The organism is Pseudomonas sp. GW822-FHT04C11 (assembly GCF_058800905.1).
Map to the genome: position 1 here is coordinate 298539 of NZ_JBXAMS010000005.1, position 21473 is coordinate 320011.

A 21473-nucleotide genomic window follows, 5' to 3' on the forward strand; every position below is an offset into this window, starting at 1 on the left:
CTGTAGCAGCTGCCGAAGGCTGCGTTCGGCTCGGTCCGCGCTCGGGCGCAGCAGTCGTGAAATCAGGCACTGCGTTGTGTCAGGCTAATCACGGCGTCAGGATTTACGACTGCTTCGCAGCCGAACGCCGGCTGCGCCAGCTGCTACAAGTCATGTGCAGGCGCCACTGCCCTCCTAAACAAGACATATTTCCATCCGCGGCCCTTTACACATAATGCGAAAGATTTGCATTATGTCGCAGTTTTGCGCACCCCCGCGCCTGTCCATTATTTACCGAAGCAGGATGTTCGCCATGATTCGTATGCCTCTGGCTACGGCCAGTTTGCTGGCCATCGCTATTTCCCTCGCCGGTTGCGGCGAAGGTAAAGACAAGGCTGCTGCTCCTCAAGCGCCTACTCCGGCCACCAGCACTTCGGCACCTGCTGCGCCTGCCGCCACCGGAAAAGTCGATGAAGCCGCTGGCAAAGCCGTTGTCGCGCACTACGCCGACATGGTTTTTGCGGTCTTCAGCGATGCCGAATCCACTGCGAAAACCCTGCAAACCGCCATCGACGCCTTCCTCGCCAAACCGAATGCCGAGACCCTGAAAGCCGCTCGCGCAGCCTGGGTCGCTGCACGCGTGCCTTACCTGCAGAGTGAAGTATTCCGCTTCGGCAACACCATCATTGACGATTGGGAAGGTCAGGTTAACGCCTGGCCGCTCGACGAAGGCCTGATCGACTACGTCGACAAGAGCTACGAGCACGCATTGGGTAACCCGGGGGCCAACGCCAACATCATCGCTAATCCGATCATCCAGGTGGGTGAAGACAAGATCGACGTGACCGACATCACGCCGGAAAAACTCGCCAGCCTGAACGAACTGGGCGGTTCCGAAGCGAACGTCGCGACGGGTTACCACGCCATCGAATTCCTGCTCTGGGGCCAGGATCTGAACGGCACCGGCCCTGGTGCCGGCAATCGTCCGGCGTCGGACTACCTGGAAGGCGCCGGGGCTACCGGTGGCCACAACGATCGTCGTCGCGCTTACCTGAAAGCCGTGACCCAGCTGCTGGTCAGCGACCTGGAAGAAATGGTCGGCAACTGGAAGCCGAACGTGCCCGACAACTACCGCGCCGAGCTGGAAGCAGAACCGGCTGAAAGCGGCTTGCGCAAAATGCTCTTCGGCATGGGTAGCCTCTCGCTGGGCGAACTGGCGGGCGAGCGCATGAAAGTTTCCCTGGAAGCCAACTCCCCGGAAGACGAACAGGACTGCTTCAGCGACAACACCCACAACTCGCACTTCTACGATGCCAAAGGCATTCGTAACGTCTACCTGGGCGAATACACCCGCACCGACGGCACCAAAATGACCGGCGCCAGCCTGTCGTCGCTGGTGGCCAAAGCCGACCCGGCTGCCGATGCTGCGCTCAAGGCTGACCTGGCCACCACCGAGGCCAAAATCCAGGTCATGGTTGATCACGCCAACAAGGGTGAGCACTACGACCAGTTGATCGCTGCCGGTAATACCGCGGGCAACCAGATCGTGCGTGACGCCATTGCGGCACTGGTCAAGCAGACCAGTGCAATCGAACTGGCTGCCGGCAAACTGGGCATCAGCGACCTGAACCCGGACAACGCCGATCACGATTTCTGATTAACGCTGACCGACCAATAAGGCGACCTTCGGGTCGCCTTTTTTATACCTGCTGCTTGCCCTGTAGGAGCAAGGCTTGCCCGCGATGAACGATAACGCGGTCAATCCGATGCACCGAGGCGCCTGCATCGCGAGCAAGCTTTGCTCCTACAAATGGAAGCGAACGATAATTCCTCTTATTCAAACTCCGCGGCCCTGTTAGACTTTGCGCCCTTGTTTGGCTCGTCTTTCAGGATTGCCGATGCCCTCGCTGCCTCTTCGCTTGTCTGCACTGCTTCTGGCCCTGGGCCTGAGTGCCTGCGATGACGCCCCGCGTTTTACCAAGGCCGAACCCGGTGAAGCCCGCTCCGGTGGCGCAGCGACCGTCAGAAAGACCGACCAGAATGCGTTCTCCCTGCCTTCAGCCAACCTCTCGCCGACCCGTCGGCTGGACTTCAGCGTCGGCAACAGTTTTTTCCGCAGCCCTTGGGTGATCGCCCCCTCGACCACCACCGCCCGCGATGGCCTCGGCCCGCTGTTCAACACCAACGCCTGCCAGAACTGCCATATCAAGGACGGTCGCGGTCATCCGCCGACGGCCGATTCCAATAATGCCGTGTCGATGCTGGTGCGTCTGTCGATCCCCAACGAGCCGGCCTATGCCAAGGTCATCGAGCACATGGGCGTGGTGCCTGAGCCGGTCTACGGCGGGCAACTCCAGGACATGGCCGTGCCCGGCGTCGCCCCCGAAGGCAAGGTTCGAGTCGACTATGATCCGCTCCCGGTGCGCTTTACCGACGGCACTGAAATCGAACTGCGTAAACCCAGGCTGCTGATCACCCAACTGGGCTACGGCCCGATGCATCCCGACACGCTTTTTTCCGCTCGGGTCGCCCCGCCGATGATTGGCCTCGGACTGCTCGAAGCCATCTCCGACGCAGATATCCTGGCCAACGCCGACGCCCAGGCTAAAGCCAAAAACGGCATCGCCGGACGTCCGAATCGGGTGTGGGATGACGCGCAACAAAAGACCGTTTTGGGGCGCTTTGGCTGGAAAGCCGGGCAACCGAATCTCAATCAGCAAAACGTTCACGCGTTTTCCGGTGATATGGGCCTTACGACCAGTCTGAGACCGTTCGATGATTGCACCCCGGCCCAGACCGACTGCCTGCAGGCGCCTAACGGCAATGGCCCGGATGGCGAGCCGGAAGTCAGCGACAACATCTTGCGCCTGGTGCTGTTCTATAGCCGTAACCTCGCCGTCCCGGCCCGCCGTGACGTCAACGGAGCGCAGGTTCTGGCCGGCAAAAACCTGTTCTATCAGGCCGGTTGCCAATCGTGCCACACGCCGAAATTCACCACCGCCGCGAATGCCGCAGAACCTGAACTGGCCAATCAAGTGATTCGCCCCTACAGCGACCTGCTGTTGCATGACATGGGCGAAGGCCTGGCCGATAACCGTAGCGAATTCCAGGCTTCAGGCCGCGACTGGCGCACCCCGCCGTTGTGGGGCATTGGCCTGACGCAAGCGGTCAGTGGCCACACGCAGTTTCTGCATGACGGCCGCGCCCGCAACCTGCTCGAAGCCGTGCTCTGGCACGGCGGTGAAGCACGCGCAGCGCAGCAGCAGGTTTTAGCGTTCAATGCCGAGCAGCGCGCTGCGTTGCTGGCCTTTTTGAATTCTCTTTGACGCATTTCCCATACGCTTTTGCCCATAAAAAGGGAGCCCGACATGTTCCGCCCCAAGCTGTTGTTCACCAGCCTTGCCGCACTCGTCCTGGGTGCCTGCTCGCCCCAGGACCCTCAAGCCGTCACCTCGGCAGCCATCGCCAAGCAAGTGATCCTGCCGACCTACAGTCGCTGGGTTGAAGCCGACCGCCAATTGGCCGCCAGTGCGCTGGCCTACTGCGAAGGCAAGGCAGACCTTGCAACAGCTCGCGCCGATTTCCTCCATGCACAAAAGGCCTGGGCACAATTGCAACCGCTGCTGGTTGGCCCACTGGCCGAAGGCAATCGCTCCTGGCAGGTGCAGTTCTGGCCGGACAAGAAAAACCTGGTCGGCCGTCAGGTCGAACAATTGGTCACCGCACAACCGCAGATCGATGCCGCTGCGCTGGCCAAATCCAGCGTCGTCGTGCAGGGCCTCTCGGCCTATGAGTACATTCTGTTCGACGAAAAAACCAACGTGGCCGACGCCGCGCAAAAAGCCCGTTACTGCCCACTGCTGACGGCCATCGGCGAGCGTCAGAAACAGCTGGCCGAAGAGATCCTCGCGAGCTGGAACAGCACCGACGGCATGCTGGCCCAGATGAGCAAATTCCCGAACCAGCGTTACGCCGACTCTCACGAAGCCATCGCCGATCTGCTGCGCGCTCAAGTGACGGCACTGGATACCCTGAAGAAAAAACTCGGCACGCCGATGGGGCGCCAGACCAAGGGCATTCCACAGCCGTTCCAGGCCGATGCATGGCGCAGTCATTCGTCGCTGCAAAGCATGCAATCGAGCCTGGCTGCCGCCCGGACGGTCTGGGTCGGTGTCGACAACAAGGGCCTGCGTGGCCTGTTGCCGGCCGAGCAAAAGCCGCTGGCGGACAAGATCGATGCCGCCTACGCCGCGTCGTTGAAACTGTTTGAAAGCAGCCAGCGCTCGCTGACCGAAATGCTCACCGACGATGCCGGTCGCCAGCAACTCAACGACCTTTACGACAGCCTCAACGTCGTCCATCGCCTGCACGAAGGTGAACTGGCCAAGGCGCTGGGCATCCAACTCGGCTTCAACGCCAACGACGGTGACTGATGAGGGGTAGCGCCATGCTGCGACGTCAGGCTCTGACATTAGGCAGTTTGTTGCTGGGTGCCGTGACGCTGGGCGGCTGGAAGCTGTTCAAGCAAAAGGACCACGGTCCTTTGCTGCTTTCGGCGCGCGACGACAGCGACGGCAAACATTACGCCGTCGGCTATCGGCTGGATGGCACTCGAGTGTTCGCCACCGAAGTCGGCCAACGCTGCCACGACATCATCAACCACCCAGCTCTGCCAATGGCCCTGTTCGTCGCGCGGCGGCCGGGCACCGAGAGTTATCTGGTCGATCTGCGTGACGGTGCGCTGCTGCAAACCGTGGTGTCGCAACCGAACCGGCACTTCTACGGTCACGCGGTTATTCATAAAAGCGGCGACTGGCTCTACGCCACCGAAAACGACACCAGCGACCCGGGTCGCGGCCTGCTCGGGGTGTACCGTTTCGAGGGTCAGCGATTGATTCACAGCGGTGAGATTTCCACCCACGGCATCGGCCCGCATCAAGTGTCATGGATGCCCGACGGTGAAACCCTGGTGGTGGCCAACGGCGGGATTCGTTCCGAAGCCGAGAGCCGGGTCGAGATGAACCTCGACGCCATGCAACCCAGCCTGGTGCTGATGCAGCGCGATGGCACGCTGCTGAGCAAGGAAACCCTGGCCCAGCAGATGAACAGCGTGCGCCACATGGGGATCGCCAGCGATGGCACCATTGTCACCGGCCAGCAGTTCATGGGCGCCGCCCATGAATCATCCGAGCTGTTGGCGATCAAGCGTCCCGGCCAGCCCTTCGTCGCGTTCCCGGTCGCCGAGCACCAGTTGCAGGCCATGGGACACTACACCGCAAGCGTCGCGGTGCACAGTGACTTGCGGCTGGTGGCGCTCACCGCGCCGCGCGGCAACCGTTTTTTCATCTGGGACCTGGACAGCGGCGAAGTGCGCCTCGATGCACCGCTGCCCGACTGCGCCGGTGTCGGGGCAGTGGCCGATGGCTTTGTCGTGACCTCGGGGCAAGGGCGTTGCCGTTTCTATGATTGTCGCCAGACACCGCTGCTGGCCAAGCCCCTCGAACTCCCCGCAGGGCTTTGGGATAACCACCTGCATCTGGTTTGAAGCCTGCGCTGCCAAATTGATCGTTCCCACGCTCAATCTGGCCTGATACCCCTGTAGCAGCTGGCGCAGCCTGCGTTCGAGCGCGAAGCGGTCGTAAATCCTGCAGCCACGGTTGAGCCTGACACACCGCGGCGCATGATTTTACGACTGCTGCGCCCGAGCGCGGACCGAGCCGAACGCAGCCTTCGGCAGCTGCTACGGGTCAGGTGTGACCGCCGAGAGAATGCTGTCTGGAATCACCCGCATACACGGAGTAATGTCTGGTCTGTCTCGCCTGATTTTTTCCAAGGAAGTGGAATATGCTGCGTCGCCGCATGCTGATCATGTTGGGTGTCGTGCTGTTGATCATCCTGATGCTGGGAGGCTACAAGGCCTTCTCCATCTACAAGATGATCCAGACCTTCGCTGTGCCAAGACCACCGGTGAGCGTTGCCGTGGCCACGGCCACCGAACGGCCCTGGCAATCGCGCTTGCCCACGGTCGGCACACTCAAGGCGCTGCAAGGGGTCAACCTGAGCCTGGAGATTGCCGGTACGGTCAAGGACGTGCAGTTCGAATCCGGGCAGAAGGTCAAGGCCGGCCAACCGCTCGTGCAACTCGACAGCGCCGTTGAAAGCGCCCTGCTGGAAACCGCCCAGGCCGACCTGGGCCTGGCGCAACTCGATTACGGCCGCGGCAGCCAACTGGTCGGTAGTCAGGCGATCTCCAAGGGCGAGTTCGACCGGCTCACCGCGGTGCTCGCCAAGAACAAGGCCACCGTCAATCAGCTCAAGGCTGCGCTGGCAAAGAAACACATCGTTGCGCCCTTCAGCGGCACCATCGGCATTCGTCAGGTGGACGTCGGCGACTTCCTGCCCAGCGGCACGGTCATCGCCACCCTGCAGAACTTGAGTAGCCTTTACGTCGACTTCTTCGTGCCGGAACAAATGGTGCCGAAAATCGCCCTCGGCCAGGCGGTTCAAGTCACGGTCCCGGCCTACCCGACACAGAACTTCCCCGGTGCCATCAGCGCGATCAACCCCAAGGTCGAAAGCAGCACCCGCAACGTGCAGGTACGTGCCACTCTCGCCAACCCGGACGGCACATTGCTGCCGGGCATGTTCGCCAGCCTGCAGGTCATGTTGCCGGACCCGCAACCCAGAATCGTCGTACCGGAAGGCGCGATCACCTACACCCTCTATGGCAACTCTCTCTACGTGGTCGCCCAGAAGAAGGACGCGAACGGCAACGTCGAGAAAGACGACCAGGGCCAGCCGATCCTGATCGCCGAACGGCGCTTCATCGAAACCGGCGAGCGTCGCGAAGGCCTGGTGACGATCAACAAAGGCTTGCAGAACGGCGAGCAAGTGGTCAGTGCCGGCCAGATCAAACTCGACAACGGCACGCACATTGTCGTCAGCCCCGACAAGAACCTGCCAGCCGTGCCAACCAGCCAACCGCGCACGAACTGATCAAGGAATTCCCATGGCCTTTACGGATCCGTTCATTCGTCGCCCGGTGCTCGCCACCGTGGTCAGCCTGCTGATTGTGCTGCTGGGTTTCCAGGCCTGGAGCAAACTGCCGCTGCGCCAATATCCGCAAATGGAGAACGCGCTGATCACGGTGACCACGGCCTACCCCGGCGCCAACGCCGAAACCATTCAGGGCTACATCACCCAACCCTTGCAGCAAAGCCTGGCCAGTGCCGAAGGCATCGACTACATGACCTCGGTCAGCCGCCAGAACTTCTCGGTGATTTCGATTTATGCGCGCATCGGCTCCAACAGCGACCGGTTGTTCACCGAGCTGCTGGCCAAAGCCAACGAGGTCAAGAACAAGCTGCCCAAAGATGCTGAAGACCCGGTACTGAGCAAGGAGGCCGCAGGTGCCTCGGCGCTGATGTACATGAGTTTTTACAGCAAGGAATTGAGCAACCCGCAGATCACTGACTACCTGTCGCGGGTGATCCAGCCCAAGCTCGCCACCCTCCCCGGCATGGCTGAAGCGGCCATTCTCGGCAACCAGGTGTTTGCCATGCGTCTTTGGCTCGACCCGGTAAAACTCGCCGGTTTCGGCTTGAGCGCCAGTGATGTCGGTAACGCAGTGCGCCAGTACAACTTTCTGTCCGCTGCCGGTGAAGTCAAAGGTGAGTACGTCGTCACCAGCATCAATGCCAACACTGAATTGAAGAGCGCCGAAGCCTTCGCCGCCATTCCGCTGAAAATCGACGGCGACAGCCGGGTACTGCTCAGCGACGTGGCGCGCGTGGAAATGGGCGCCGAGAACTACAACTCCGTCAGCTCCTTTGGCGGTACGCCGTCGGTGTACATCGGGATCAAGGCCACACCAGCTGCCAACCCGCTGGACGTGATCAAGGAAGTGCGCAAGCTCATGCCGGAGCTGGAATCCCAGCTGCCCCCCACTCTCAAGGCTGAAATCGCCTACGACGCCACGTTGTTCATTCAGGCCTCGATCAACGAAGTGGTGAAAACCCTCTTCGAAGCCGTGCTGATCGTGATTGTCGTGGTGTTCCTGTTCCTTGGCGCGCTGCGTTCGGTATTGATCCCGGTGGTGACCATTCCGCTGTCGATGATCGGTGTGATGTTCTTCATGCAACTGATGGGCTACTCGATCAACCTGCTGACGTTGCTGGCGATGGTGCTGGCCATCGGCCTGGTGGTGGACGACGCCATCGTCGTGGTCGAAAACATCCACCGACACATAGAAGAAGGTAAAACGCCGCTGAGCGCTGCCCTCGAAGGCGCCCGGGAAATCGCCATGCCGGTGGTCTCGATGACCATCACCCTGGCGGCGGTCTATGCGCCCATCGGCTTTCTGACGGGCCTGACCGGTGCTCTGTTCAAGGAGTTCGCGCTGACCCTGGCCGGCGCCGTGGTGATCTCCGGGATTGTTGCGTTGACGCTGTCGCCGATGATGTGTGCGCTGCTCTTGCGTCACGATGAAAACCCGTCGGGCCTGGCCCATCGCCTCGATCTGATATTCGAAGGGCTCAAGCGTCGTTATCAAAGTGTGCTGCACGGCACGCTCAATACCCGGCCGGTGGTGCTGGTGTTCGCCGTGATCGTGCTGTGCCTGATTCCGGTGCTGCTCAAGTTCACCAAATCGGAACTGGCACCGGATGAAGACCAGGGCGTCATTTTCATGATGGCCAACGCCCCGCAAACGGCCAACCTGGATTACCTGAATACCTACACCGACGAATTCCTCGCGATATTCAAGACGTTTCCCGAGTACTACTCGTCCTTCCAGATCAACGGATTCAACGGCGTGCAGTCAGGTATTGGCGGTTTCCTGCTCAAACCCTGGAATGAGCGCAAACGAACCCAGATGCAGATTCTGCCTGAGGTGCAGCAAAAGCTTTCGAGCATCGCCGGCCTGCAAATCTTCGGCTTCAACCTGCCCTCTCTTCCGGGCACGGGTGAAGGCTTGCCGTTCCAGTTTGTGATCAACACCGCCAATGACTACGAGCCATTGCTGGAGCTGGTCAATCGGGTGAAGAAGCGTGCCCTGGAGTCCGGCAAGTTCGCGTTCCTCGACATCGACCTGGCCTTCGACAAGCCCGAAGTGGTGGTGGATATCGACCGCGCCAAGGCCGCTCAAATGGGCGTCTCGATGGAGGATCTGGGCGTGACACTGTCGACGTTGCTGGCAGAAGCCGAGATCAACCGCTTCACCATCGAGGGGCGCAGTTACAAGGTCATCGCCCAGGTCGAACGGCCTTACCGGGACAATCCCGAGTGGTTGAGCAGCTACTACGTTAAAAACACCAAGGGTGAACTATTGCCCCTGTCGACCTTGATCAACATCAGTGACCGCGCACGACCGCGACAGCTGAATCAGTTCCAGCAACTCAACTCAGCGATTCTTTCCGGCGTTTCGACGGTCAGCATGGGTGAGGCAATCGATACCGTGCGCCAGATCGCCAAAGAGGAAGCACCACCGGGTTATGCTTTCGATTACGGCGGCGCCTCGCGGCAGTTCGTTCAGGAAGGCAGCGCCCTGTGGGTGACCTTTGCCTTGGCACTGGCGATCATTTTCCTGGTGCTGGCGGCGCAGTTCGAAAGTTTCCGCGATCCATTGGTGATTCTGGTGACCGTGCCACTGTCGATTTGCGGTGCACTGATCCCGTTGTTCCTGGGCTGGTCGAGCATGAACATCTACACCCAGGTCGGGCTGGTGACCTTGATCGGACTGATCAGCAAACACGGGATCCTGATCGTCCAGTTCGCCAACCAGTTGCGCAGGGACAAGGGCCTGACGCCCCGCGAAGCCGTGGAGCAAGCGGCAGCCATTCGCCTGCGTCCGGTATTGATGACCACGGCCGCCATGGTCTTCGGCATGGTGCCGTTGATCATCGCCACTGGCGCGGGAGCCGTCAGCCGCTACGATATCGGGATGGTGATCGCCACGGGCATGTCGATCGGGACACTGTTCACGCTGTTCGTGCTGCCCTGCATCTACACGCTGCTGGCCAAGCCCGACAAAGCGTAAATACGGACTCCGTGCAGGAGATTATGCGTTACGGCGGTTGAGCCATCTCAAAAGCAAAAAGCCTCGCGCATGCGAGGCCTTTGATGTGGGCCGAGGGGTTTCAACTCTGGTGTTTCATTCCCTGAGTCATGCCAAGCATGAACAAGAACAGCTCATCATTTTCGGAGTGGGTCACTGTGGATGACTTCGTAGTCCGTGGTAGCGGACAATGCACGCCGCCATTCTTTGCACTGAGAACTTGCGTACGTGGCTGCTCCAGGCCGACCACCGCCAATGAAACAACTGCCAAGGCTCCTGCCAAAAATAGCCCCCTAGCAATTTCTAGTTTCATCGCTACAAACCTTTGATAGAGCTGCCAAACGCCTTCTTATAAAAATAGATGAGCTTCGCCCAATCCGCCGAGCCCCACGACGAGTGGCGGCGCAGCTGTTTCATGTCATGCGAAGCCGCTTGCTGGCGAGTCAGGCGCTGACGGCACTTCTCCAGATCGAGTAACGCCACTTCGGCCCTGGCGGCGTCACCTTCACCGGTCACGCGCACAAAAACATGCTTGATATACAAGCAGCTATGCTGCCAGCGCCCCTTGTGCATCCGCGCCAGGTTCTCGGCCAGATCTTGCAGCACCCGCTCATGCAACGCCTCACCATGGCGCTCGCGCCCACCGCTGGCATACCAGTCTTCAATCTCGACAAAGCCGTCCAGTGCGGCAGTCACCAACAACGCTCGCCACTGATGCACCGGATCACGCTGGGCGCCACAGAACACCAGCTCAGGCACTCGAACATTCAGCGAACGGAGGCCGTTCAGCGCATCAAGCTCACGTAACACCGTCGGACGACCAAACGGGTGCAACCAGCTACGGTAAATATGCCCTGTCTGGCGCTTGGCATAGAGCAGCCGGTCATGGGGGGCACGAATCCGCTGTACGCCACTTTCCCCGCCTCTCCGCACGTTGGGCTCTTCCACCCATTCACCGCGCTGATTCCAGAAATAATTGAAGCGGTCTGCAGGAGCGACTTCCATTTCCGATGCCTGTTCAACTGCCATCCTTCTACCTCTTTCGTAATATATAAACGCGCCGCATGCCATAGAGCGGGATACAGTCCAAATGTTCCTGAACCCGAAAATCCGCCTGCTTGAACTCCGCTTCTACGGTGGTCGCGACCGTGGCATCAAGCGTCCGGCTTGCCCAGCTCGACATAAAAGCGGCAGCCGTTGGGCTCCATGGTGCTGAGACTGACGCTCCAGCCCTGGTTTTCACAAATTCTCTGCACCAGCGACAGGCCCAGCCCAAGCCCGTCCCCACGCTTCTCGCCACCGCGTACAAACGGCTCGAACATCGCTTCACGCTTCTCTTCGGGAATACCGACACCGCTGTCTTCGACCAGAAAACCGCAGGGCAGAATGGTCAAGCGAATAAACCCGCTGTCGGTGTAGTGCAAGGCATTACGCAACAGGTTGCCCATGACCGCGTGCAGGAATGTCGCGTTATAGCGCGTATCCGTCGGGTTGCCGGGTTCATAAAACAGCGTGAGACCCTTGTCTTCGATCGGCTCGCGCCACAGGCCGAGCAAGTCCTCGGCCACCTGCCCCAGGGTCTGTTGCGGCGACATGCTGGCATCTTCGCGCTGGGCGCGGGCGAGCATCAGGAAGGTCTGGACCAGTTCGCGCATCTCTTCACAGGCACGAGCGATCCGCTCGACCTGGTTGCGACTGCGCTGATCGAGGTCCGGGTTCTCCAGCAACAGCTCACAGGAGCTGGCCAATACCATCAACGGGGTGCGCAGTTCGTGACTGACGTCGCTGGTGAACAGCCGTTCGCGACTCAGCGCCTGGCGCAATCGGCCCAGCGTGGCGTCGAAGGCGACGGCCAGTTCACCGACTTCATCAGCGGCATAGTCCGGCGCCAGGGGCGGTGCCAGGCCGAGCAGTTGATCGCGGTGACGCACCTGGCGCGCCAGCCGGACCACCGGCGCCATGACCTTGCGCGCGAGCACCCAGCCGAGGAACACCGCCAATGCCAGACTTAATACAAACCCCACCAGTACCACGGCAAACAGCACTCGCTCGCGCTCTTCGAAATCGCTTTGATCCTGCAGCAGGACGTAACGTCGGCCGTCAACGATCTCGACGAGCGCGTGGTATGACAGTTGCTCGCGAAATACTTCATGAAAGCCCGCATTCAGATGCCGCAGGTCCCTGGGCAAGTCAAAGTCGCCAGGGCCGCCACTGAAGTAGAACAACTGATCGGGCTCGGGACGATGACTCCAGTCGGCCATACTGTCCATCAACAGCAACCGCTGTAAATCGCCACCCAGGCCTGCTGAAATCAGCTTTTCTTCGACCAGATGCACGGTCGCCACGATGCCAATGGCGAATGCCCCCGCCACCAACGCACTCATCAAGGCAAAGGCAATAATGATCCGCTGAGCAAGGCTCTGCTTAAACTCCATCACGCCCCTCGGCCAGGCGATAGCCGACGCCGTGCACGGTTTGCAGCAAAGGTTTGGCGAACGGTTTGTCGATCACTTGACGCAACTGATGGACGTGACTGCGCAGGCTGTCGCTGTCCGGACAGTCGTCACCCCAAAGGGCTTCTTCGAGTATTTCGCGACGCAAGACGTGCGGGCTTTTCTGCATCAACACCGCCAGCAGCTTGAGGCCTACCGGGTTGAGTTTCAGCAGGCGACCTTCGCGGGTCACTTCCAGCGTGTCGAGGTCGTAGCTCAGATCGCCAACCTGCAGGGCTCGGCGACCGCCACCCTGGGTACGGCGCATGACCGCCTCGATGCGCGCCGCCAGTTCAGACAGGGCAAACGGTTTGACCAGGTAATCATCGGCACCGGACTTGAAGCCCTGCAACCGGTCATCCAGTTGGTCACGGGCGGTCAGCATGATCACCGGGGTATCGCGCCGGGCATCTTCACGCAGGCGTTTGCACAGGGTGTAACCATCGATACCGGGCAGCATGATGTCGAGCACGATCAGGTCGTAATGCTCGGTGGCCGCCAGGTGCAGGCCTGACAAGCCGTCCTGCGCGCAATCCACGGTATAGCCTTTAAGCCCCAGGTAATCGGCCAGATTGGCGAGGATGTCGCGGTTGTCTTCAACCAATAGAATTCGCATGGGCACTTGCTCCGTACACAGTTACGGCCGTCTTGGACCGCGCAGCTTAAGGCCAAGAGTGGCTCAGGGATAGATCTGTTGATCCAAACCCTGTCAGGGAAGGTACTGCAGACCCCTGCCGATATGTTACAGCCATAAAAAAACCCCGCAGGCTTTACGCCAGCGGGGTTTTTTCGTACAGGGTAAGGCTGGCTTACATCATGCCGCCCATGCCGCCCATACCGCCCATGTCTGGCATGCCGCCGCCAGCTGGTGCGTCTTCCTTGATCTCGGCGATCATGGCTTCGGTGGTGATCATCAGGCTGGCAATCGACGAAGCCGCTTGCAGAGCCGAACGAGTCACTTTAGCCGGGTCCAGGATACCCATTTCGATCATGTCGCCGTATTCGCCGGTAGCAGCGTTGTAACCGTAGTTACCCTTGCCCTGCTTGACCTTGTCGACTACAACGCTTGGCTCGTCGCCGGAGTTGGCAACGATCTGGCGCAGTGGCGCTTCAACAGCGCGACGCAGCAACTGGATGCCGACGTTCTGGTCATCGTTGTCGCCTTTCAGCTCGGAGATCGCTTGCAGAGCGCGAACCAGTGCCACGCCACCGCCAGGTACCACGCCTTCTTCAACGGCTGCACGGGTAGCGTGCAGGGCGTCTTCAACGCGGGCTTTCTTCTCTTTCATTTCAACTTCGGAACCAGCGCCAACCTTGATCACTGCAACGCCGCCGGACAGCTTGGCCAGACGCTCTTGCAGTTTTTCACGGTCGTAGTCTGACGAAGTGTCAGCCACTTGTTGACGGATCTGCACAACGCGAGCCTGGATGTCAGCCTCAACGCCAGCACCGTCGATGATGGTGGTGTTTTCTTTGGACAGGATCACGCGCTTGGCATTACCCAGGTGTTCCAGGGTAGTGCTTTCCAGGCTCAGGCCGATCTCTTCGGAGATAACGGTACCGCCAGTCAGAACAGCGATGTCCTGCAGCATGGCCTTGCGACGGTCGCCGAAGCCTGGGGCTTTGACGGCAGCCACTTTAACGATGCCGCGCATGTTGTTCACAACCAGAGTCGCCAGGGCTTCGCCTTCAACGTCTTCGGCAACGATCAGCAGAGGACGGCCGGCTTTGGCAACGGCTTCCAGTACTGGCAGCATTTCGCGGATGTTCGAGATCTTTTTGTCGACCAGCAGGATCAGCGGACCGTCCAGTTCGGCAGTCATGGTCTCTGGCTTGTTGACGAAGTACGGGGACAGGTAGCCACGGTCGAACTGCATGCCTTCTACAACCGACAGTTCGTTTTCCAGGCCCGAGCCTTCTTCAACGGTGATCACGCCTTCTTTACCGACTTTTTCCATGGCTTCGGCAATGATGTCGCCGATGGAGCTGTCGGAGTTGGCCGAGATGGTGCCGACCTGAGCGATTGCCTTGGTGTCAGCGCATGGCTTGGACAGGGCTTTGAGCTCTTTGACGATAGCGATGGTCGCTTTGTCGATACCGCGTTTCAGGTCCATCGGGTTCATGCCGGCAGCGACGGCTTTCAGGCCTTCGTTGACGATCGACTGAGCCAGAACGGTCGCGGTGGTGGTGCCGTCGCCTGCGTCATCGTTGGCACGGGAGGCAACGTCTTTGACCAGCTGCGCGCCCATGTTTTCGAAACGGTCTTTGAGTTCGATTTCTTTGGCTACGGAAACGCCGTCCTTGGTGATGGTCGGAGCGCCGAAGCTCTTCTCGATGATCACGTTACGGCCTTTAGGGCCCAGGGTCGCTTTTACTGCGTCAGCCAGGACGTTGACACCGGCGAGCATTTTCTTACGGGCGGAATCGCCGAATTTAACTTCTTTAGCAGCCATGATCGATATTCCTTAAATACTTTTGTAGTAGCGGGAAATTGAGCGCAAATCAGCCTTCGATAACAGCGAGAATCTCGTTCTCAGCCATTACCAGCAGGTCTTCACCGTCGACTTTCACAGTGTTGCTGCCGGAGTACGGGCCGAACACAACCTTGTCACCCACTTTCACGGCCAGCGCACGCACTTCACCGTTGTCCAGCACGCGGCCGGTACCTACAGCGAGGACTTCACCGCTGTTGGCTTTTTCGGCAGCCGAACCTGGCAGAACGATACCGCCAGCGGTTTTCTTTTCTTCTTCGCTGCGACGGATGACGACGCGGTCATGCAGAGGACGAAGCTTCATTGTCGATCTCTCCTAATTGTGGTTTTCAGCGGCCGGTGTAATCCCGGCGGGTTAAATTCCGGCGTTGCCGGTTGCGGCTCGTCAAGCGAACCGCGGAAGTCTGTCTGGTGATCTTCACCAGAAACCTTGCGGTGACCGTTACATAAGGGCGCATAAGCTTATTACAAGGGCTGGGCAGTGAATTTTTTTACGGCACCGACCACAGAAACGAACACGGCACCCGAAGGTGCCGTGTCAATGAAACAGTTATTTGGAGTCGCGGTGCTCGAACTCGCCCTCGATCACGTTCGGTTCACGGCCCAACGGTTGACGCGGAGCCGGGCCGCCACGCGGTTGCAGATCATCGGCAAAGGCACGCTGACGAATTGCCTGCTCCTCGGCGCGCTTGCGCATCGCGTTGGCCAGCAACCGACGGGTGATCGGCAAGATCATGATCAGACCGATCACGCTGCTGACGAAACCTGGCAGGATCAACAGACCGCCGCCCAAGGCGAGCATCAGGCCTTCAAGCATGGTCTGCGCTGGCAACTCGCCGCGGTTCAGGCTTTCACGAGCACGCAATGCGGTAGCCAGGCCGGCGATGCGCAGCACGAACACACCGAACATCGAACCGAGAATGATCAGCAGCAGCGCCGGGAAAAACCCGATGGCCGCGCTGACCTTGACGAATACGAACAGCTCCAACACCGGGAACAGCAGAAAGAGCAACAAAAAAGGGCGCATCAAATGGTTCCTCAACGCAAGAATGCCTTGCAAGTAGAACGTAGATGACGTCGCCGTTTCGTGATTTCAAGCGTCGGCTGTCGCATTTTTCGGCCATTGCTCGGCGTGAGCCAATAAAACCAAGGCTTCGCGTACTTGTGTCGGCGTATTACACTCTTCCGGGAACGGTAACCAGTACAGCCCCTGGCCAATGCGCAGGTGCATGCCTTCGGCGTCGATGCCCGCCAACTGAGCGGGTGCGGTTTTCGGCAGGCCGGCCAGCTCGACGTAATGGGCGATGGCCTTGGCGTGGTCGGCGTTCATGTGTTCGATCATGCTCGCTTCGGCCTTGCCGGCGAATGGGTTGGCCAGGGTCAATTGGTCGACCCAGTGAATCGCACCGAAACCGCCGATGTAGCGATGCCGTATCGGTTTGAGTACCCAGAAGTCGAAATCATGCGCCTTGTGATAATTCTGCGAATCCGGGAAATAGCGGTAATAACGCTCGGCGGCGGCATCGATGGCGGCCTGATCCTGAATTTTTTCCGCTTCGGCCAGGTAGGTCAGGCGACCAACGGCCTGTACGTCTTCAGCCTCCCGCTCACCCACCAGCAATGAACATTTGGGGTCTTTTTGCAGATTGTGGGTGTGCTGGGCGATCCGGCTGATCAGGATCAGCGGCCGGCCCTGCTCGTCCAGGCAATAAGGAACCACTGAGCCGAACGGGAAACCGGGCATTGCCTTGGAGTGCGTCGAGAGCACTCCGCGGTATTCCTTGAGCAACAATTCTCGGGCATGCTTGGCAGCTTCAACGCTCAATTTATGACTCCTTATATAGAATCCGTCAAAAAAACGGACAGGCTCCTGGGACAAAGTTCCAGCAACGCCATCGGGGCAGTTCTCATGTGCAGCCAGGCCACATCAGGTGCAGATCGAGAGGCTCTCTAAAAGGAAACCACTCTGACCTGCCATTTGGGGCATGCGAATGAAACTCACTGACAAAGTAATCATTATCACCGGCGGTTGCCAGGGTTTAGGCCGTTCGATGGCCGAGTATTTCGCCGCCAAGGGCGCAAAACTGGCACTGGTCGATCTCAACCAGGAAAAGCTAGACCAGGCCGTCGCCGCCTGCAAAGCCGCCGGTGTCGAAGCTCGCGCTTATCTGTGCAACGTTGCCAATGAAGAACAGGTGACGCACATGGTCGCCCAGGTTGCCGAAGACTTCGGCGCGATCCATGGCCTGATCAACAACGCCGGGATTCTGCGCGATGGCCTGCTGATCAAGGTCAAGGATGGCGAAATGACCAAAATGAGCCTGGCCCAGTGGCAGGCCGTGATCGACGTCAACCTGACCGGCGTGTTCCTCTGCACCCGTGAAGTGGCGGCGAAAATGATCGAGCTGAAGACCGGCGGCGCGATCGTCAACATCTCCTCGATTTCCCGCGCCGGCAACGTCGGCCAGACCAACTACTCCGCCGCCAAGGCCGGGGTTGCTGCGGCCACCGTGACCTGGGCCAAGGAACTCGCGCGCTATGGCATTCGCGTGGCCGGTATTGCGCCGGGCTTCATCGAAACCGAAATGACCCTGAGCATGAAGCCTGAAGCGCTGGAGAAAATGACCTCCGGGATTCCGCTCAAACGCATGGGCAAGCCCGAAGAGATCGCCCATTCGGCGGCGTACATCTTCGAGAACGACTACTACACCGGCCGGATCCTGGAAATGGATGGCGGTTTGCGGATTTAAAGTTCAGCACAAAACCCTGTGGCGAGGGGGCTTGTCGGAACGCCGCACCGCCCCGTTCGGCTGCGAAGCAGTCGTAAACCGGTTGACGCGTTTTTACAGGGAGAGAACGCCGACCAGTATTGGGGTGGCTTCGCCACCCAACGGGGGCAAGCCCCCTCGCCACAAAAGCAGGTCCTCCATTTACCCAATCAATCGTCACTGACGGTGATGTTCGGCATCGCTGGCGTGGCGGCTTCCTGCAAGACAATCCGCGCACCGACGTGACGGGCCAGTTCCTGGTAGACCATGGCGATCTGGCTGTCCGGCTCGGCAATCACTGTTGGCTTGCCGCCGTCAGCCTGCTCACGGATCAACATCGACAGCGGCAGCGATGCCAGCAGTTCGACGCCATATTGGCTGGCCAGCTTCTCGCCGCCGCCTTCACCGAACAGGTGCTCGGCATGACCGCAGTTGGAGCAGATGTGCACAGCCATGTTTTCCACCACGCCGAGCACTGGAATGTTGACCTTGCGGAACATCTCCACGCCTTTGCGGGCGTCCAGCAATGCCAGATCCTGCGGCGTGGTGACGATCACCGCCCCCGCCACCGGGACTTTTTGCGCCAGGGTCAACTGAATGTCACCGGTACCCGGCGGCATGTCGATCACCAGATAATCCAGATCGCTCCAGGCGGTCTGTGTCACCAGTTGCAGCAAGGCGCCGGAGACCATCGGGCCACGCCAGACCATCGGCGTGTTGTCGTCGGTCAAAAACGCCATGGACATGACTTCAACGCCATGCGACTCGATCGGCACGAACCACTTCTGGTCCTTGATCTTCGGTCGGGTGCCTTCCGGGATGCCGAACATGATGCCCTGGCTCGGGCCGTAGATATCGGCATCGAGGATCCCGACCTTGGCGCCTTCGCGGGCCAGCGCCAGCGCAAGGTTGGCGGCGGTGGTGGATTTGCCCACGCCGCCCTTGCCGGACGCCACGGCGACCACGTTCTTGACGTTGGCCAAACCCGGGATCTGCGCCTGCGCCTTGTGCGCGGCAATCACGGTGCTGATGTCGACTTTGGCCGAGGTCACGCCCTCCAGTCCTTCGATCGCCATTTGCAGCATTTGCGCCCAGCCACTCTTGAACAGGCCGGCGGCGTAGCCCAGTTCCAGCTGAACGCTGACGCGGTCGCCCTGAATGTCGATGCTGCGCAGGCAACCGGCGCTGACCGGATCCTGGTTCAAGTAAGGGTCGGTGTACTGACGAAGGACGGCTTCCACCGCTGCGCGATTGACGGCGCTCATGGGCAACTCCGATAACAAGGCTGGAAAATCAGACGGGTATCCTACGCCGGACACTCATTTGTGGCGAGGGAGCTTGCTCCCGCTCGGGTGCGCAGCAGCCGTAATTTTATTGACGCGGCGATGCTGTCCGCTCGGCGTCGCCTTATATGGGGCGGCTTCGCCACCCAGCGGGAGCAAGCTCCCTAGCCACAGATATTCGCAGCGACGCATCGGGAAACAGGCCTGAAGGGTGAAAAATATGCGCCGGCGCTTTATAGTGGCCGACCTCCGTTTCATCAAGTAGCCGAGCCCCATGTCCGAGCCACGCAAGATCCTCGTCACCAGCGCCCTGCCCTATGCCAATGGTTCAATCCACCTTGGCCATATGCTTGAGTACATCCAGACCGATATGTGGGTGCGCTTCCAGAAGCATCGCGGCAATCAATGCACGTATGTCTGCGCGGACGACGCCCACGGTTCGGCCATCATGCTGCGCGCAGAAAAAGAAGGCATCACCCCGGAACAACTGATCGCCAACGTCCAGGCTGAACACAGCGCCGACTTTGCCGAGTTCCTGGTGGACTTCGACAACTTCCACTCCACTCACGCTGAAGAAAACCGTGAGCTGTCGAGCCAGATCTACCTGAAGCTGCGTGACGCCGGGCACATCGCCACGCGCTCGATCACCCAGTATTTCGACCCGGAAAAGAAAATGTTCCTGGCCGACCGCTTCATCAAGGGCACCTGCCCGAAGTGCGGCACTGAAGACCAGTACGGCGACAACTGCGAAAAGTGCGGTGCCACTTACGCGCCGACCGACCTGAAAGATCCGAAGTCGGCGATCTCGGGCGCCACGCCGGTGCTCAAGGATTCCCAACACTTCTTCTTCAAGCTGCCGGACTTCCAGCAGATGCTGCAGGAATGGACCCGCAGCGGCACCCTGCAAGACGCAGTCGCGAACAAGATCGCCGAATGGCTGGATGTCGGCCTGCAACAGTGGGACATCTCCCGCGATGCGCCGTACTTCGGTTTCGAAATCCCCGACGAGCCAGGCAAGTACTTCTATGTCTGGCTCGACGCGCCAATCGGCTACATGGCGAGCTTCAAGAACCTCTGCGCACGTCGTCCTGAACTGGACTTCGACGCGTACTGGGCCAAGGACTCCACCGCCGAGCTGTACCACTTCATCGGCAAGGACATCGTCAATTTCCACGCGCTGTTCTGGCCAGCCATGCTCGAAGGCGCGGGCTACCGCAAGCCGACCGGTATCAACGTACACGGCTACCTGACCGTCAATGGCCAGAAAATGTCCAAGTCCCGCGGCACCTTCATCAAGGCCCGGACCTACCTGGACCACCTGTCGCCGGAATACCTGCGCTACTACTACGCCTCCAAACTCGGCCGTGGCGTCGACGACCTGGACCTGAACCTCGAAGACTTCGTGCAGAAGGTCAACTCCGACCTGGTCGGCAAAGTCGTCAACATCGCCAGCCGCTGCGCCGGCTTCATCCACAAAGGCAACGCCGGTGTGCTGGTGGCCGGTAATGCCGCGCCAGAACTGACCGAAGCGTTCCTGGCCGCTGCGCCAAGCATCGCCGAGGCTTACGAGGCTCGCGACTTCGCCCGTGCCATGCGTGAAATCATGGGCCTGGCCGACCGCGCCAACGCCTGGATCGCCGACAAGGCGCCATGGTCGCTGAACAAGCAAGAAGGCAAGCAAGACGAAGTCCAGGCGATCTGCGCCCTGGGCGTCAACCTGTTCCGCCAACTGGTGATCTTCCTCAAGCCTGTGCTGCCGTTGCTGGCCGCCGACGCCGAGGCGTTCCTCAACGTCGCACCGCTGACCTGGAACGATCACGCAACACTGCTCAGCAACCATCAGCTGAACGAGTTCAAACCGCTGATGACCCGTATCGACCCAGTCAAGGTGCAAGCCATGACCGACGCTTCGAAAGAAGACCTGGCCGCCAGCCAGACCGACACCGGTGATGCCGCCTCACAAGGGAATGGCGAACTGGCCAAGGATCCGCTGTCGCCAGAGATCGAGTTCGATACCTTTGCCGCAGTTGACCTGCGGGTGGCGCTGATTCTCAAGGCCGAAGCCGTGGAAGGCGCGGACAAGCTGCTGCGCCTGACCCTGGATATCGGTGACGAGCAACGCAACGTGTTCTCCGGCATCAAGAGCGCATATCCAGACCCGGCCAAGCTTGAAGGTCGTCTGACGATGATGATCGCCAACCTCAAGCCACGCAAAATGCGTTTCGGGATCTCCGAAGGCATGGTCATGGCGGCAGGCCCTGGCGGCGAAGAAATCTACCTGTTGAGCCCGGACAGCGGCGCCAAGCCGGGTCAGCGCATCAAGTAAGTTGCCTGACTGAACCGATCCCACCGTCGCGTTGACTCGCGGCGGTGGGATTTTCATATCTGCTTGCCGGATAATGCCT

General features: G+C 59.9%; 17 protein-coding genes. 8 read left to right on the forward strand and 9 right to left on the reverse strand.

Annotated features, from left to right (window positions below; all coding sequences use genetic code 11):
- Window positions 1-292: 292 nt before the first annotated feature.
- The 6 genes from AC1RJ3_RS11040 to AC1RJ3_RS11065 all read left to right on the forward strand — a co-directional run bounded on the left by AC1RJ3_RS11040 (window position 293) and on the right by AC1RJ3_RS11065 (window position 10015).
- On the forward strand, window positions 293-1636 hold the full coding sequence (locus tag AC1RJ3_RS11040) for an imelysin family protein (RefSeq protein WP_054593781.1): 1344 nt from the start codon (window positions 293-295) through the stop codon (window positions 1634-1636).
- A gap of 241 nt (window positions 1637-1877) precedes the next feature.
- A complete protein-coding gene (locus AC1RJ3_RS11045) occupies window positions 1878-3305 on the forward strand; it encodes a di-heme oxidoreductase family protein (protein ID WP_347927887.1) in 1428 nt (475 codons plus the stop codon).
- A 42-nt stretch (window positions 3306-3347) separates the two neighbouring features.
- On the forward strand, window positions 3348-4412 hold the full coding sequence (locus AC1RJ3_RS11050) for an imelysin family protein (RefSeq protein ID WP_054593783.1): 1065 nt from the start codon (window positions 3348-3350) through the stop codon (window positions 4410-4412).
- Between the two features lie 14 nt (window positions 4413-4426).
- Complete coding sequence (locus AC1RJ3_RS11055; RefSeq protein WP_493078911.1) at window positions 4427-5524, forward strand: DUF1513 domain-containing protein; 1098 nt, start codon at window positions 4427-4429, stop codon at window positions 5522-5524.
- 299 nt (window positions 5525-5823) lie between these two features.
- Window positions 5824-6975: an efflux RND transporter periplasmic adaptor subunit gene (locus AC1RJ3_RS11060; protein WP_054593785.1), complete on the forward strand. Its 1152-nt coding sequence runs from the start codon at window positions 5824-5826 to the stop codon at window positions 6973-6975.
- Window positions 6976-6988: 13 nt separating this feature from the next.
- The gene (locus AC1RJ3_RS11065) at window positions 6989-10015 is read left to right on the forward strand and encodes a multidrug efflux RND transporter permease subunit (RefSeq protein ID WP_493078913.1); all 3027 of its coding nucleotides are present in this window, start codon (window positions 6989-6991) and stop codon (window positions 10013-10015) included.
- 100 nt (window positions 10016-10115) lie between these two features.
- Here the strand turns inward: AC1RJ3_RS11065 and AC1RJ3_RS11070 are convergent, their stop codons facing one another.
- The 8 genes from AC1RJ3_RS11070 to AC1RJ3_RS11105 all read right to left on the reverse strand — a co-directional run bounded on the left by AC1RJ3_RS11070 (window position 10116) and on the right by AC1RJ3_RS11105 (window position 16842).
- Window positions 10116-10346: a hypothetical protein gene (locus AC1RJ3_RS11070; protein ID WP_054593787.1), complete on the reverse strand. Its 231-nt coding sequence runs from the start codon at window positions 10344-10346 to the stop codon at window positions 10116-10118.
- Window positions 10347-10348: 2 nt separating this feature from the next.
- Window positions 10349-11062: a lipopolysaccharide kinase InaA family protein gene (locus tag AC1RJ3_RS11075; RefSeq protein ID WP_054593788.1), complete on the reverse strand. Its 714-nt coding sequence runs from the start codon at window positions 11060-11062 to the stop codon at window positions 10349-10351.
- Between the two features lie 125 nt (window positions 11063-11187).
- Entirely contained in the window at window positions 11188-12468 is a 1281-nt protein-coding gene (locus AC1RJ3_RS11080) for a sensor histidine kinase (RefSeq protein ID WP_054593789.1), read from the reverse strand.
- Window positions 12458-13141 carry a two-component system response regulator ColR gene (gene colR / locus AC1RJ3_RS11085; protein ID WP_054593790.1) on the reverse strand — a complete coding sequence of 228 codons (684 nt, stop codon included), beginning with the start codon at window positions 13139-13141 and terminating at the stop codon, window positions 12458-12460. Before colR ends, AC1RJ3_RS11080 begins: the two co-directional genes overlap by 11 nt.
- Window positions 13142-13334: 193 nt before the next feature.
- Window positions 13335-14978 carry a chaperonin GroEL gene (gene groL / locus AC1RJ3_RS11090; protein ID WP_054593791.1) on the reverse strand — a complete coding sequence of 548 codons (1644 nt, stop codon included), beginning with the start codon at window positions 14976-14978 and terminating at the stop codon, window positions 13335-13337.
- 49 nt (window positions 14979-15027) lie between these two features.
- Window positions 15028-15321, reverse strand: a complete 294-nt coding sequence (locus tag AC1RJ3_RS11095) for a co-chaperone GroES (RefSeq protein ID WP_008032125.1) — start codon at window positions 15319-15321, stop codon at window positions 15028-15030.
- Between the two features lie 246 nt (window positions 15322-15567).
- Window positions 15568-16044 (reverse strand): FxsA family protein, encoded by a 477-nt coding sequence (locus tag AC1RJ3_RS11100; RefSeq protein ID WP_054593792.1) that lies wholly within the window; start codon window positions 16042-16044, stop codon window positions 15568-15570.
- 66 nt (window positions 16045-16110) lie between these two features.
- The gene (locus tag AC1RJ3_RS11105; protein ID WP_493078919.1) at window positions 16111-16842 is read right to left on the reverse strand and encodes a HugZ family pyridoxamine 5'-phosphate oxidase; all 732 of its coding nucleotides are present in this window, start codon (window positions 16840-16842) and stop codon (window positions 16111-16113) included.
- A gap of 166 nt (window positions 16843-17008) precedes the next feature.
- Between AC1RJ3_RS11105 and AC1RJ3_RS11110 the strand changes: the two genes are divergently transcribed.
- Window positions 17009-17767: an SDR family oxidoreductase gene (locus AC1RJ3_RS11110; protein ID WP_103315087.1), complete on the forward strand. Its 759-nt coding sequence runs from the start codon at window positions 17009-17011 to the stop codon at window positions 17765-17767.
- 188 nt (window positions 17768-17955) lie between these two features.
- On the opposite strand, the gene apbC is transcribed toward AC1RJ3_RS11110, so the two are convergent.
- Window positions 17956-19050: an iron-sulfur cluster carrier protein ApbC gene (gene apbC / locus AC1RJ3_RS11115; RefSeq protein WP_103315088.1), complete on the reverse strand. Its 1095-nt coding sequence runs from the start codon at window positions 19048-19050 to the stop codon at window positions 17956-17958.
- Between the two features lie 292 nt (window positions 19051-19342).
- On the opposite strand from apbC, the gene metG reads away from it, so the two are divergent.
- Entirely contained in the window at window positions 19343-21394 is a 2052-nt protein-coding gene (metG, locus tag AC1RJ3_RS11120; RefSeq protein ID WP_493078922.1) for a methionine--tRNA ligase, read from the forward strand.
- Window positions 21395-21473 lie beyond the last annotated feature (79 nt).